This window comes from Exiguobacterium sp. SH0S7, from assembly GCF_004337195.1.
GTDB classification, from domain to species: Bacteria; Bacillota; Bacilli; order Exiguobacteriales; family Exiguobacteriaceae; genus Exiguobacterium; species Exiguobacterium aurantiacum_A.
Genome location: NZ_SJVA01000020.1, coordinates 14175 through 29092, shown reverse-complemented (window position 1 = coordinate 29092; position 14918 = coordinate 14175). Strand labels below are relative to the sequence as shown.

Sequence of the window (14918 nt, the reverse complement as noted above, 5' to 3'; positions counted from 1 at the left end):
TTACAACTGCGAACGCGGTCAGTGGAACCTAAAAAAGATGACCCCGGAACAATATCGGGGCCATCTAATCGCCGCATAGGACATACGGGCTTTTTATTAAACTGTCCATTTTACGGGGCTCAGTTCAGATAGTGATCGATCTTCCCTTTTAGTTCTTGAAAGAATGAAGGGCTGTGATTGTTTTTGAACTGTTCCATTACGAGTGACCAGTCCACATACTTCTCGAACCAAGGGATGGCTTGATTGAGAACCACATCACGTATGTTCATGACTACATCGTCAACATTTGAACCATCGGGCTCAATCCACCAAAGGTCTTTTCGACTTCGCTCAGCTTGATTCTTTAACGTTTGTGTGTAAGCCGATTGGTCCAGTGTACTGTCGAGGGATAGGCGCAAGTAACAATGGTGGACTCTCGGTAGCGATTCTCCTTTTTTTCCTATTTTCACATCAAAGTCGCCAGTATTTAAAAATGGATAGTAAATTCCGCATTCGACAAAGACAGACATTGACGGCCAACCGGTTACATCGGAGAAATATGACCCGACCGCTGTCACATCAATCACCCAAATGTTGTGCTCATTAAATTTCCAATTGTGCCGTGTATTCACCTTTTGAAAACCCTGCTCTCGCAACGCCGGAGACAAGTGTTCACGAATCACTTTATTGATTTCCGCAGAACCGATACGTGGAGTTTCATGAGACATCAGTAGCGCTCCTTTCTTTTGTCATTGTATCTTTTTTCGACTGATCAGCCGGGCCGTGCGCAACAAGGAAGGCAGGAGCGTCCGTCGTTGCCGGAATGCCAAGTAGCGGCCTTCCCACGTCGGTTTGAACTTGTTCTTAAATTGCCTTAACCCACTGAACGGATAAATGTAGCTGATGTTCTCGAAGATGTCCGCCGCGATCCGCTCGGGCCAGTAAGCGAACGTATGCTCACCGACCGATGCGAGTGGGGCGACTCCGAGCCCGACATCGGCATACTCATTCTCCCGCGCCCACTCGATTACGTGAAGAATCAGTACTTCGATTGAGCCGGGCGGGGCGTCACAACACGAGCGCATCAAGTCAATCGATACGGTACCATGCCCGCGCAGCAGCGTGATGAAGGCGACAATTTGTCCATCGACGTCCTTCAGCAGCGCCGTCGGATAATGGGATAGGGACTGCTCGTTGAAAAATCCGAGCGAGAAGCCTTTCTCACTGCGATTACCGATCCATTCTTCGGAAATATCTTTTAACGAGGTGATGATCGCCTCGTTCGGTCGCGTGATCACGTCCACGGTAAAGCCTTTTTTTATGAACTGGTTGTTTAGGGAGCGCATGTTCGCGCGCTTTTTACCTGTCAGTGAGAACGTATCGACATTGATCGTCGCCTCTTCGCCGAGCTTGAAAAACGTGAAGCCAGCGTCATGCAGGCGCGGCATCCAGTTCGGTGTGGCTTGATAGAACAACGGGACATAGCCGAGATGATCGGTCGCCTCAATGAACTGAATCAACAGCTCGGAGGCGGCACTCGTCTCACCTTGTATGTCTCCTAAAACGATTGCGTGATTACCAGATAACGCGAACAACAGGCAGGCTTTGTCATCAGGCCCATAATAGACGCGCTTGTCATTCATGTAAGCCAAATCAAACGTGTGTGATGTCGCATGCGTCGTCTGGAACCGTTCAAAGCGCACCGGTTCGAACGCCTCACCAAGACGGGGACGCTTCAGACGGTTAAACAAGACGAACAGGATACTCAATAGCAGGCCTGATATCATAACAGCGCTCACGCTTAACAGGGCAGCTTGATCCGGTTCAAAGAAAATCGTGTCGCTTTGACTGAACGACTGGAGCAAAATCGCATGTGTCCCGACATATAGACTGACGTACAACACGTTTCGGAAGAAGCGGCTGATGGTCAGGATCGAGCGATACCGCGTGTGCTGGTTTCGGGTCAGCCAAACGAACAAGGCAAATCCGACCACGACCAACGCTTCGAACAAATTGAACCCGCGTGCGAATATACCAAGCGTCGCGAAGAAGAACGACACAGCCGTGATCCACAGCACCCGTTTCGTGCGGATATACATGCCGTAGGTGCTCACTAACGTCAGGAGTCCGGCAACGAACAGACAAAGCGTCCCGACCCATTGCATCCAAGGGGCTGTCACATAAAGCGGGGCCACACTCGGGAGCAGCGTTTGAAACCAGAGGACGAGACTCGTCATCAAAGCGATCAGACTGCCGGCGATCCGACCGGTCTTGGCGAGTGTCCGCAACACGGTGCGCCAGACGACCGTCCCGATTTCATACGATGAGCCGATGATCGGTTTGTATTCGATTTGTTTGACGACCTGGTCCCCGAAGGCGATCGCGGCTAAAAACAAACCAATCATGAACGGGACGATGAAGTAGACGAACCGATAGACGATCAAGGACGACAACACAATCTCTTGGTTGATGCCGAGCTGCGTCATCCCGACCAAATACAATAGATCAAATGAGCCGGCTCCGCCTGGGACGAGTGAAACGACCCCAACGATTGTGGCGACGATGAATACGCCCAGCATACTAGCAATCGGGGCGTCCCCGCCGAGGAGATACAAGGCGTACAAGGCGACGAGTCCTGCTGTCACCCATTCCGCGAATGATGTGGCGATGTAGCCGAGTAACGTCGACCAGCTCAAGTTCGATCGTTTGCGGGTCATATAGATGTAAAGTGGCAAGACGGCTAGCGTTGCCAGCAATATGGGCCAAATCCACTGCTTCGTCGATATCAGCGTTGTAGCCGGAAATAGGCCGGAGAGGACCCCGATCGACAGTAGAGACAGTCCGCTGATCAGCGTCGGTGTCATCCAACCGATAGCCCGGAGCAGTCGCAATGTATCCGTGTACGGACGATACAGCGAGGTCCTGAGTGCGATGCCGATGACGCCGCCGAACCCGAGCATGCCGTTCATCGAGTTGGTGATCCAAGCCGCACGAAGCAGCTTATGGACCGGGATATGAACGTTCAATGAGCGGAGTAAAAAGTAGTCGTATCCGGTCATCGTCAGGACAGCGAGCAAGCCAAGAAGGATCAAGCTGGATTGTTCGAATCCTGTCAGTTTTTCTAACGCCGAGAAGGCGGCTGCGAGCGATAAGTTTTGTAGTTCTTGCCCGCTCTGATAAAGAATCAAGCCAATCAATAGGAATGGAACCAACCATTTCAGCTGCTTCCAAGAAAGTCGTTTTTGCATCATGTCTTCTCCTTACGGCTACAAGCTTAGTGTTAGCATTATATGCTGTTTTGCATGTGAGGAATAGTGAATCCTGTAGTGTATACGACCCGAATTCGCACATCGATTCAAAAACATGAATAAGTCGCACATTGAGCCTAGTAAAAAAACATCAAACCCTCTATATTTGGTACACTAAAGGTGTCCTGTCTTGACGTCTTAATCGGCGTAGTGAACTAGGACGATTCCCGTCACCTTAGGAGACATTTTGGAGGATATTATGATTAAATTACTAGCCGACTCAACTTGCGATTTATCAGACGACATTTTAGCAAAATATGATATCGGTGTAGCTCCGCTCATCATCACGATGAACAATAAATCGTATGAAGACCGCGTCGATATTCAGCCCGATGAGTTTTACGGAATGTTGGAAGCGCTACCGGAATTTCCGACGACGGCGATGCCGAGCCCGGCGACGTTTTTGAAACTGATGGAAGATGCCGTCACGGCCGGCCATCACGAAATTTTATGTATCTGTATGTCGAGTGGGACGAGTGGTTCGTATCAATCGGCCGTGCTCGGCAAAGAATATTTTGAAGAGGCGCATCCGGATTCGACGGTGAAGATTCATATTGTTGATTCCCGTTCGATGAGCCACGGCAGTGGTTGGCTACTTATGAAGAGTGCGCAGATGCGTGATGCGGGTGCGACGTTCGAGGAACTCGTCGACTTCAATGAGGCGTATAAGCTAAAAGTGAAGCACTTCTTGTCGGTCGACGACTTGGATCATTTGATCAAGAGTGGCCGCATCTCGAACGCGAGCGCGATCATCGGCAAGCTGTTGATGGTCAAGCCGATCATGAGCATGAAGAACGGGAAAGGTGCCATCGTCGCCAAAGAACGCGGAACTCGGAAAGTGCTCAAGCACTACACGGACGAGTTCATTAAACGCTACGATAAGGACATCACGAACTTTATCATCATCGGTTATACATCGGACCAGAAAATCGCTGAGAACTTGAAAGTGAAAATCCAAGCCGAATCGGACTTCGAAGGTGAGATCTATCTGATGCAGATGGGTGTCTCGGTCGGCACGCACGTCGGCCTAGGTGCGATCTCGATGTTCTTTGTGGAAAAGTGAAACAGTGAAGCCGTCTCGTGATGAGACGGCTTTTTCTGTGGATAACGTTATCCACAGGTCGGGTCCGACCAGACGCGTTTGACTGAAAAAAAGTTATCCACAATTTTCAACTGATAGACGTCCGGATTACTAAGATTCCGCCACGTCTCGAAATCAAACCGGTTATCCACATGTTGTAACAGAAGCGCGAGCAAATTGCCGTGTGTCACGAGAATCGTCGGACTGTTTATTTGAGTGACGACGTCCAAAATCCGAGCAGTTGCGTCTAGGCCCGATTCAGCTTCGGGTAACTTGAACGAAGGGTCGTCGAACGAGTGGCGGAGTAGGTCGAACCAATCAGCCCGCGGTTCGAGCGAGAGGATGCGCTCACGAAGCTTCGGTTCCTGTTTGATCGTTAAGTTACGTGCTTTAGCGACAGGTGTGATTGAAGCGATGGCCCGAGTGTAATCGCTTGAGATGATGCGCTCGATCGGGACGTCTTCGAAAAAATCGCGCAAGGCGATCGCCTGGATTTGACCGGCTTCCGTGAGCGGAGCCTCAGGTTCTTGACCGGTGGCCGAACAGTGACGGACGAGGTAGATGGTTGGCATAATGGATTCTCCTTGATCATTTTTGATGAGAAGATAATAATGAAATATATGTAAAACGATTTCATGTAATAGGAATTATTTCAATTTATTATAATTCAAGCTGGAGGATTAAATGAGCCATTTTACAGACCAATTAAAAAATTCATTGGAAAAAGGGTTTCTTGATAAGAATCATCATCATATCAGCCCATTTAAACCAGAGCTACTCGTCAATGAGAAGAGCAAGCGGCAAGACGTCTTAACTTCTTTGACGGATGAGTTAAAAGTATGTCGGTCCTTTTTATTTTCTGTCGCATTCATCACCGAATCGGGGTTAGCGACACTAAAATCGACGCTCTTCGACTTACATGAAAAAGGAATTCGCGGAAAAATCATGACCTCGACGTATCAATTCTTCAACCAACCAAAAGTCTTTAAAGAACTACTTAAGCTTCAAAACGTTGAGGTCCGCATCGCCGAAGTTGAGGCGTTTCATTCAAAAGGTTACATTTTTCAGCATAATGAATACTACTCATTAATTGTTGGAAGTTCCAATCTGACGTCTGGAGCGTTAAAAACGAATTATGAATGGAATGTAAAATTGACGTCTCATGAGAATGGGGAAATTGTTGAACACTTCTTACTACAATTTGAGGACATGTGGAATGAGTCGATTCCGCTGACGACAGAATGGATTACAGCGTATGAACGAGTCTATCGTCCGATTTTCGGTGATCGGGTTGCCGAATTTCCAAATCGGTATGATGTGAATCGAATCGAAGACGCGTTACGAGTAGAGCCGAATTCGATGCAGCTCGCTGCCTTAAACGGAATCGAAGCAGTTCGTGCCCAAGGAAATCAGCGTGCCCTCGTCGTTTCCGCTACAGGTACAGGAAAAACATATTTAGCCGCTTTTGATGTACGCCGTTATCGTCCGAACAGAATGCTGTTTGTCGTTCATCGAGAGCAAATTCTTCAAAAAGCAAAAGCAGATTTTCAAAGAGTAATTGGCGGGAAAGATGAAGACTTTGGTATCCTTTCGGGTTCAAGCCGAGCAACGAATGCTAAATATATGTTCGCAACGATTCAAACGATTTCAAAACAAGAGACGTTGAATCAATTTGATCCTGATACGTTTGACTATATTTTGATTGATGAAAGTCATCGCGCCGGTGCGAATACGTATCAACGAATGATTGAGTATTTTACACCGCGATTTTTACTTGGTATGACGGCAACCCCCGAGCGTTCGGACGGATATGACTTGTTTAAACTGTTTGACTACAACATTGCGTATGAAATCCGATTACAAGAAGCGCTTGAAGAAGATATGCTGTGCCCGTTTCATTATTTTGGGGTGACAGATCTTGCGGTGAGTGGAAATCAAGTTGAAATGGATATGTTTAATCAACTCGTTTCATTAGAGCGAGTTACACGAATTGTGGAAAAAATTGATTACTACGGATTTTCTGGAGAACGTTTGTGCGGATTGATGTTTTGTAGTTCAAAACGAGAGGCAAAACGATTATCTGAAGAATTGAATCGGCGTGGATTTAGAACTTGTGCATTAACTGGAGATGATTCACAAGAGAAACGGCGACTTGAAGTTGCGAATCTTGAAGAAGGGCGCTTAGATTATATTCTGACAGTTGATATCTTCAACGAAGGAATTGATATTCCAAGCATTAACCAAGTCGTTATGCTTCGTCAGACAGAGTCGAGTATTGTTTTTGTTCAACAGTTAGGACGAGGATTGCGCAAACATGACTCGAAACGGTATGTCACAGTAATCGATTTCATCGCAAACTATAAAAATAACTATTTAATTCCGGTTGCTTTATCGGATGACCATTCTCAAAATAAAGATTCGATTCGACGGAAAGTGATTGATCGTAGTTATATGTCTGGAACATCGACAATCAATTTTGAAGCAATTGCAAAAGAACGTATTTATGAATCGATTAACCAAGCAAGATTAACGGATTTAAAAGTATTGAAGGAAGCCTATCAAAACTTAAAGAACCGTTTAGGCCGTATACCAATGCTTCTTGATTTCATCAAAAATCATTCGATGGATCCAATTGTCGTGGGAACGAAAAAGGGGCACTATGGAGAACTGTTAAATACAGTAGAGCGTGATCTTCCGAATCTTCCACATTCTCATTCGCAAGTATTATTGATGGTGACTCAAGAGTTATTATCAGGGAAACGAGTTCATGAAGTTTTGTTGTTACAAGCACTTCTACACCGGAAGACAGTGACAAAACAAGAGTTTATGAACTTGTTACTTGAACAAGGTGTTCGTTGTGATGAAGCAACGTTGCAATCTTTAGAGAATGTATTATCGTTAGGCTTTTTCAAAGATGCAGATCAATTGAAATACGGAGGTCACCCGCTCATTACATTGGAAAATGAAGCGTATCAGTTGTCTTCGCACTTACAGTCGCTATTAACAAATGAATGGTTCTACCGCTTGTTTAACGACGTGTTACAGTCTTCGCTCGCAAGAAGTGAGCGTTACGATCAAACTAAACCTTTGACAAGACTTGAGAAATATACGAGAAAAGATGCGTGCCGGCTTTTGAACTGGGATAAAGAAGAGCAATCAACGATATACGGCTACAAAGTTAAACATCAAACGTGTCCGATTTTTGTAACGTATCATAAAGGTGAAAACGTGGAAGCAAGTGTGAACTATGGAGATACATTTATCAATCCTGAAGTATTCCATTGGTTTACGAGAAGTCGCAGAACAACTAAGTCAGAAGAAGTTATTAAAATTGTAAATTCGAAACAGCGAGACATCGACGTTCATCTGTTTGTGAAGAAAGATGACGATGAAGGTGGAGATTTCTACTACTTAGGAGAAGTGACCCCGGATCTGGAATCAGTTCAAGATACGACAATGCTGAATCAAGATGGACAGGAATTGCCCGTAGTAACGATGAATTTACTTTTACAGGAAAGCGTCGATCAACAAATCTACGACTACCTTCATGAACAAACGCATTGAAAAAAGCCGAGACGTATTTTTTACACGTTCTCGGCTTCCGTCGTTTGATTGATGACGTCATTTACGGCAGGGATATCTGCTGGCGCCCAGACGAGGGAATGTAAGTTTTCTCGTTTCAACCAGATCAAAGCGTCATGTTCCGTTGCAACCGGAATGCCTGACTTCAATTCAGCACGCAGTGAAATTAATTGAATGATAAACGTCTCATATTCATGAACGTGTTCATTAATCACTTCATGTGCTGTGATTTCACAGTTTAACTCTTCAAGAATTTCTCGCTCAAGTGCTTCTTGTAGATTTTCACCAGCTTCGACTTTCCCACCAGGAAACTCCCACATATTTGAGATAAGCATATCGGTTGAGCGAAGTGCGCACAAAATCTCTTGGTTCTCATTTTCGATTACAGCGGCTACAACTTTTACTTTTTTTTTCATACTTCTGACCTCGCTCTGTTCGTTTAGTTGCCTTCATCATACCATTCGAAACAAAGTGTGACGTCGGCGATTTCCGAAGTGTAAACTCGATAAAAAGTTTCATCTCTATTTTCACTACTTAACCCTTATCTTTCATCACAAAAGCGTTATAATCAGTATAACGATTACAAAGAAACGATCGGCGAATGGGGATTTACTGAATCGTTTCATACACAAATCCAGGGGAGAAGGATGGGGTTTTAATGAGCAGTGTCCAGAAGAGAACAGACGTCATTTTGATTGGTGCGGGAATTATGAGCGCGACGCTCGGGTCGCTCTTTAAAGAGCTCGTACCGGAGTGGGAAGTCAAAGTGTTCGAGAAGCTCGCAAGCGCAGGGGAAGAAAGCTCGAACGAATGGAATAATGCTGGGACCGGGCATGCCGCCCTCTGCGAGTTGAACTATACGACTGAGAAGCCGGACGGTACGCTCGACATCTCAAAAGCGATTAGCGTCAACGAGCAGTTCCAAATCTCACGACAGTTTTGGGCGCATTTGGTGAACAAAGGATTGATCCAACAACCGGAAGACTTTATCCGCTCGATCCCACATATGAGCATGGTCCAAGGGGAGAAAGATATCCGCTTCTTGAAGAAACGTTTGGAAGCGCTAACAAATAATCCGTTGTTCGATGGTATGGTCTTATCGGACGATCCGGAGCAGTTGCGCGAATGGATGCCGATCGTCATGGAAGGCCGCACGCTCGATGAGCCGATCGCCGCGACGAAAATTGATTCAGGGACGGACGTCAACTTCGGCGCGCTCACGCGGGTGCTGTTTGACCATTTGACGAATCATGATGTCGAGGTCAACTACAAGCATAGCGTCGAGGACGTGACACGGTTGCCAGACGGGCTATGGGAAGTGAAAGTGAAGGACATCGAGGCGAATACGATCGAGACACATACGGCGCCGTTCCTCTTTATCGGCGGCGGTGGCGGCAGCTTGCCGCTGTTGCAAAAGACGGGTATCCCGGAGTCGAAGCATATCGGCGGATTCCCGGTGAGCGGGTTGTTCCTCGTCTGTAAAAACCGTGACGTCATCGAGCAGCACCACGCCAAAGTATACGGCAAGGCGAAAGTCGGCGCGCCGCCGATGTCGGTGCCGCATCTTGATACACGTTACATCGATGGACGGAAAGAGCTCTTGTTCGGACCGTTCGCCGGCTTTACGCCGAAGTTCTTGAAGACAGGCTCGAACCTCGACCTCATCCAATCGGTCAAACCGTACAACGTCGTGACGATGCTTGCAGCCGGGGCGAAAGAGATGCCGCTCACGAAATATTTGATCGAGCAAGTGCTCTTGTCGCACGACAAGCGGATGGACGAGCTCCGTGAGTTCATTCCGACCGCGAAAAACGAGGATTGGGAAATCGTCGTCGCTGGTCAGCGTGTGCAAGTCATCAAAGACACGCCAGCAGGCAAAGGCACGCTCCAATTCGGGACAGAAGTCGTCAGTGCGGAAGACGGTTCGGTCGCGGCGCTCCTCGGTGCGTCACCCGGTGCGTCGACAGCGGTCCACGTCATGTTGAAAGTGCTCGAGCAGTGCTTCCCTGAGCAGTTGCCGGAATGGGAGCCGAAGATCAAGGCGATGGTGCCATCGTACGGCGTCTCGCTCTCAGATCATCCTGAGCTGTTCAAGACGATCCACGAATCGACGGCAATGGCGCTCGGCTTGAAAGAAAAGGGTGTCGTACACAATTGAATCGGTTGAAGCGAGAATGCGAAAATGTTCTCGCTTTTTCTTTTGAATTTTTACATAAAAAAAAGACCGCTTCATATAGAAGGGTCCAATCAAGTGGCGGCAACAGGTTCAGCGCTCAAATAAGCGGCAATCTGTTGATCGATGACTTCTTCCGACAAATGAAGCGCGAGTGAAAGTTCTTTCACAAGAATCGTTTTAGCGTTTTCTAAAATCTTACGATCCTGTTCATATAACTTTTTGTTCAACGAAACTGCTTCGGTTTGTCTCCGAGCAAGCGTGTTGATGACTTGAGCGATGTCGTGACGGTTGCCCGAATGAACGACATGCAAGAATTCGCGGTTCCGGTTATTCGGATGGGGATTCCATTCGACACCAGGAGAGCGGAACGATTCGAGGATCTCTTTTGCTTCTTTAGCTTCCAAGAGTGTCAACATCATGACTTTGTCACTATCGACCGGAATACTGATCTGTAGCTTCTGCGCGTTGTTGATTGGATGGAGCGTATAGTACGACTTCGTCTCACCTGCGACCGTCATATCGGAAATTTCGTCAATGCGACAAACTCCGTGGGTCGAATAGATGATTAAATCATCAATTTTGAACAAATCGATCACCTCTTCCTAATATCCATTATAGAGGTAATTGATGTAAATTGTCAACCCGGTTGACATTGAAGGCCGCACAGACGGAAAAAACCTCTTCTTATGATGAGAAGAGATCACAGTTTCCAGTCGGTTTGGAGCAACGTCTGCAATTGATTAAACGCATCGTCGCCGAGTGTCGTGGCAATTTTTTGTTCGAGATCGGCTTTTAGCGCCTCGTTTTGTTCATAACAGCGGATACCGAGGTCGGTCAGCTGAATGCATTTGTCTTTTCGGCTCGTCGGGTGGTCGGTCACCGTGACGAGCTCTTTTGTCTTCAAGTTCTTGATCAGTTTATGGATCGCCTGGCGTGACACATGGACGTTCCGTGTCACTTCGGAGATGGTCGGATTCTTTCGGTAGATGCGGGTGAGGATGTACCATTCCGAGTTGGAGATGTAAATATCATGTTGTTCGTTCCATGCCCGTTCGCTAATGCGTCGGATTTGATCGTGGCGCTCACCGAGCAAATCCAAAAGGTGCGTTGGCGTAAGTTGTTCGTATGGAGTCAAATTGGTCACTCCTATTCTATTTTGTCGTTCCTAACTATACAAAAGCGGATAGGGCGCGTCAATGCGCTAGTATCTCAATTTCAACTGAACAGATGATCATGTCATACGATGACCCGGTTTAGACGCCAGTAAAAAAACGAGACCAAATGGCCTCGTTTTTTTACTGGCATTCTTTATTTTTGAAATCGATGACCATTCGTCCTTGAATTTTACCTTGTTCCATCTCTTCGAAAATATCTTGGACTTCGTGGAGGCAACGTTTCTGGACGACCGGTACGACCTTTCCTTCGGCCCCGAATTGGAAAGCCTCTTCTAAGTCTTTACGTGTACCGACGAGTGATCCGACGACTTCGATGCCATCGAGGACGAGACGTGGGATATTCAAATCCATTGTTTCAGACGGAAGTCCGACCGCGACAACTTTTCCACACGCTCTTACAGCGTCGACCGCAGAGTTGAAGGCTACTTTTGAAACGGCCGTGACGACCGCTGCATGTGCGCCCCCGAGTTGCTCTTGGATGATTTTGTCCGCAGCGCCCTCTGTCACTGGATTGATGATCATATCGGCGCCGCTGTCTTTAGCGAGTTTGAGTTTGTCGTCATTGATGTCGACTGCGACGACGTACGCATTGAACACGTGTTTGGCGTACTGAATTGCCAGGTTACCAAGACCACCGCATCCGTAGATAACAACGATTTGACCTGGCTTCACGTCAGCCACTTTAATGGCTTTATACGTCGTGACACCGGCACACGTGATACTCGAAGCTTGTGCCGGATCGAGTCCGTCTGGTACTTTGACAGTGAAATCGGCCATTACGATACTTTGCTCGGCCATCCCGCCATCAACGCTATATCCAGCGTTTTGTACGTGGCGGCAGAACGTTTCGCGTCCAGTCGTACAGTACTCACAACGCCCGCAGGCATGATACATCCAGGCGATACTGACGCGGTCTCCGACTTTCAAACTCGTTACGTCGTCAGCAATTTTTGAAACGATCCCGATGCCTTCGTGTCCGAGTACGCGGCCTTGGACATCACCGAAATCTCCCGCGGCAACGTGTAGGTCTGTGTGACATACGCCACAATACTCGACGTCGACAAGCGCCTCTCCAGAATTTAGTGGGCGCAACTCCTTTTCAACCACTTCGATATTCGCTTTGTTAGATGAATTGACTACGACTGCTTTCACTTTATCCCACGCTCCCCATCCTAATTATAGGTAATTAAAGATATATAATTACCAAACTGACAAGAAAAGAATAGCATAAAAAAGGGAATGAAAACGCTTAACTAAAGGCGAAGTCTTGTCGCTTTCATGAACTTTTTTCACATAATGATTTTGGGGAACAGTATAAGACAGAACACGAAAGGAGGATGAATCGTGCCGACACGAACCGACCTGTTTCAAGCCTATAAACAGAAAATCATTGAGCTTCCTGACATGGACGAAACGACGTTGAAGAGCGAGACGTTTCTTCTCGAGGAAGACCCGAAGAAGCAATTGACCATTTATTATGCCCCGTTCGAATACATCAATCCGAACGCCAAAGTCGTCATTGCTGGCATCACGCCGGGTCTATATCAAATGCGACAGTCGTTCGAGGCGATCCGCGACTTGGCTGATGCCTCGGACGAAACAGCGTTACGAGTCGTTAAACAGCGCGGCAGCTTCTCAGGTCCGATCCGTAAGAACTTGGTGACGATGCTCGATGACTTGGACTTGCATCGCCATCTCAACATCGAGACGACGCTCGACTTGTTCGGTGAGGCGAACCATCTCGTCCAAAATACGGCCGTGTTGCCTTATCCGGTGTTCTATAAAGGGAAGAACTACAACGGCTCAAGTCCAGACATATTAAGAACGGACCTGTTCCGTTCTTACGTCGAAGGCAGTTTCGCTGACGAGATGGCCGTCCTCGAAGACGCGCTCATTTTGCCGATGGGTGTCAACGTGCGCCGGGCCGTCGAGACGCTTGTCGACCGTGGGCTTCTTGCGTCAGAACGGGTTGTCAGCGGGTTTCCGCATCCGTCAGGCGGTAACGGTCACCGGCACCGTATTTTCGCCGAGAACCGTGATGCAATGCGGTATCACATCGCCGAGCATTTCAAGCGGCATCCGATTTGAAGGACCGTGAGAGCGGTTCTTTTTTCATTGAAGCGCTTCAACTGACATTTTTACTTTAGTTCGCTAAAATGGATAACGGTTATCATCCACTTTTTCATCATAAAAGAAAGGGACGGTCTATGATCACGTTAACGAATGTAAGCAAACAGTTTGGTCGTGACGAGGCGGTCCGCGACGTCTCGCTTCAGATCGAGCGAGGCGAGATGTATGGCATCATCGGTGCGAGCGGTGCCGGCAAATCGACGCTGCTGCGCCTGATGAACTTGCTCGAGACGCCGGACGCAGGTAAGGTCACGGTCGATGGGAACGAACTGACGAGTCTATCGAGCCGGCAACTCCGCGAACAGCGACACGTCATCGGGATGATCTTTCAACAGTTCAACCTCGTCGGCAACAAGACGGTATATGACAACGTGGTCGCCCCGCTCAAACTGGCCAGGCGACCAAAAACGAAGCATGAGGAGCGGGTGCTCGAATGCCTCCGCTTTGTCGGACTCGAGTCGTTCAAGGACAAGTACCCGGCCCAACTGAGCGGCGGGCAAAAGCAACGCGTCGCCATCGCCCGAGCGCTCGCGAACGAACCGCACGTCTTGTTATGTGACGAGCCGACTTCGTCGCTCGACCCGAACACGACGGCCGAGATTCTCGGCGTGCTGAAGTCGATCAACGAGGCGCTCGGTGTCACGATCGTCATCGTCACCCACGAGATGGACGTCATCAAGCAAGTGTGTGACCGCGTGACCGTCATGGCGGATGGATCGGTGTACGAGACGCTCGATCTCGTCCCGCGTGGTGTCCCGGAAATCGACAATAATCCGGCCTGGTTCGTCAACGAGTTGCGAAAGGCGGGTGAGCCGGATGCCTGACGTGCTCGTTCAATATCAAACCGAGATTTGGCGCTCGATCGGTGAGACGTTCATCATGGTCGGCGTCTCGATCCTCGCCGCCGTCCTCGTCGGCTTACCGCTCGGGACGTGGCTCTACTTGTCCCGGAAAGGGCAGTTGCTCGAGAATCGGGCCGTCTTCTCGGTGCTCAACTTGGTCGTCAACATCGTCCGCTCGTTCCCGTTCCTGCTCCTCGTCGTGTTTTTGATTCCATTTACGCGGCTCATCATCGGAACGGCGCTTGGGACGGCGGCAGCGACCGTGCCACTCGCGATCATCGCCATCGCCCACTACTCTCGTCTCGTCGAACAGTCGCTCCTAGACGTCCCGCGCGGCGTCGTCGAGGCGGCCGTATCGATGGGGGCGTCGATCAAAGACGTCATCTTCAAATTCTTATACGTCGAGGCCCGGTCCGGACTCGTCCTCGGGCTGACGACGTCGATCATCAGCTTCATCTCGTACTCGACCATCATGGGGGTGGTCGGGGGCGGCGGCATCGGAGACTTCGCCATCCGCTACGGCTATCAACAGTTCAAGACAGAGCTGATGCTGTACATGATCTTCATCATGCTCGTCTTCGTCCAGCTGATCCAGTTCACCGGTACGACGGTGGCCCGGGTCATCGACAAACGCTAATCATCTAT

Annotated in this window: 13 protein-coding genes; 6 read left to right on the top strand and 7 right to left on the bottom strand. The window is 48.4% G+C overall.

What is annotated here, in order from left to right:
* Positions 1-119: 119 nt before the first annotated feature.
* The gene (locus tag EVJ22_RS14920) at positions 120-707 is read right to left on the bottom strand and encodes a DUF4304 domain-containing protein (protein WP_131444237.1); all 588 of its coding nucleotides are present in this window, start codon (positions 705-707) and stop codon (positions 120-122) included.
* 21 nt (positions 708-728) lie between these two features.
* Positions 729-3227, bottom strand: a complete 2499-nt coding sequence (gene mprF / locus EVJ22_RS14915) for a bifunctional lysylphosphatidylglycerol flippase/synthetase MprF (protein WP_233589741.1) — start codon at positions 3225-3227, stop codon at positions 729-731.
* 259 nt (positions 3228-3486) lie between these two features.
* On the opposite strand from mprF, the gene EVJ22_RS14910 reads away from it, so the two are divergent.
* The gene (locus EVJ22_RS14910; protein ID WP_131444230.1) at positions 3487-4350 is read left to right on the top strand and encodes a DegV family protein; all 864 of its coding nucleotides are present in this window, start codon (positions 3487-3489) and stop codon (positions 4348-4350) included.
* Between the two features lie 47 nt (positions 4351-4397).
* Here the strand turns inward: EVJ22_RS14910 and EVJ22_RS14905 are convergent, their stop codons facing one another.
* Positions 4398-4940, bottom strand: coding sequence for a histidine phosphatase family protein (locus EVJ22_RS14905; protein ID WP_131444229.1), 543 nt, complete (start codon positions 4938-4940; stop codon positions 4398-4400).
* 112 nt (positions 4941-5052) lie between these two features.
* On the opposite strand from EVJ22_RS14905, the gene EVJ22_RS14900 reads away from it, so the two are divergent.
* Positions 5053-7932: a DEAD/DEAH box helicase gene (locus tag EVJ22_RS14900; RefSeq protein WP_131444228.1), complete on the top strand. Its 2880-nt coding sequence runs from the start codon at positions 5053-5055 to the stop codon at positions 7930-7932.
* A gap of 20 nt (positions 7933-7952) precedes the next feature.
* Here EVJ22_RS14900 and EVJ22_RS14895 read toward each other — a convergent pair whose 3' ends face one another.
* Positions 7953-8366, bottom strand: coding sequence for a (deoxy)nucleoside triphosphate pyrophosphohydrolase (locus EVJ22_RS14895; RefSeq protein ID WP_131444227.1), 414 nt, complete (start codon positions 8364-8366; stop codon positions 7953-7955).
* Between the two features lie 242 nt (positions 8367-8608).
* On the opposite strand from EVJ22_RS14895, the gene mqo reads away from it, so the two are divergent.
* A complete protein-coding gene (gene mqo / locus EVJ22_RS14890) occupies positions 8609-10108 on the top strand; it encodes a malate dehydrogenase (quinone) (protein ID WP_131444226.1) in 1500 nt (499 codons plus the stop codon).
* Between the two features lie 89 nt (positions 10109-10197).
* Here the strand turns inward: mqo and EVJ22_RS14885 are convergent, their stop codons facing one another.
* From EVJ22_RS14885 to adhP, 3 genes are all read right to left on the bottom strand, one after another.
* The gene (locus tag EVJ22_RS14885) at positions 10198-10722 is read right to left on the bottom strand and encodes a CarD family transcriptional regulator (RefSeq protein ID WP_016510581.1); all 525 of its coding nucleotides are present in this window, start codon (positions 10720-10722) and stop codon (positions 10198-10200) included.
* Between the two features lie 104 nt (positions 10723-10826).
* Positions 10827-11261 carry a MarR family winged helix-turn-helix transcriptional regulator gene (locus EVJ22_RS14880; protein WP_233589740.1) on the bottom strand — a complete coding sequence of 145 codons (435 nt, stop codon included), beginning with the start codon at positions 11259-11261 and terminating at the stop codon, positions 10827-10829.
* A gap of 160 nt (positions 11262-11421) precedes the next feature.
* Entirely contained in the window at positions 11422-12453 is a 1032-nt protein-coding gene (gene adhP / locus EVJ22_RS14875; protein WP_070328005.1) for an alcohol dehydrogenase AdhP, read from the bottom strand.
* A gap of 192 nt (positions 12454-12645) precedes the next feature.
* Here adhP and EVJ22_RS14870 point away from each other — a divergent pair, with 192 nt between their 5' ends.
* The 3 genes from EVJ22_RS14870 to EVJ22_RS14860 all read left to right on the top strand — a co-directional run bounded on the left by EVJ22_RS14870 (position 12646) and on the right by EVJ22_RS14860 (position 14910).
* Positions 12646-13389 carry a hypothetical protein gene (locus EVJ22_RS14870; RefSeq protein WP_084813017.1) on the top strand — a complete coding sequence of 248 codons (744 nt, stop codon included), beginning with the start codon at positions 12646-12648 and terminating at the stop codon, positions 13387-13389.
* A 119-nt stretch (positions 13390-13508) separates the two neighbouring features.
* Entirely contained in the window at positions 13509-14255 is a 747-nt protein-coding gene (locus tag EVJ22_RS14865) for a methionine ABC transporter ATP-binding protein (protein WP_131444225.1), read from the top strand.
* Positions 14248-14910: a methionine ABC transporter permease gene (locus tag EVJ22_RS14860; protein ID WP_071398721.1), complete on the top strand. Its 663-nt coding sequence runs from the start codon at positions 14248-14250 to the stop codon at positions 14908-14910. The genes EVJ22_RS14865 and EVJ22_RS14860 overlap by 8 nt, the downstream gene beginning before the upstream one ends.
* Positions 14911-14918: the final 8 nt, after the last annotated feature.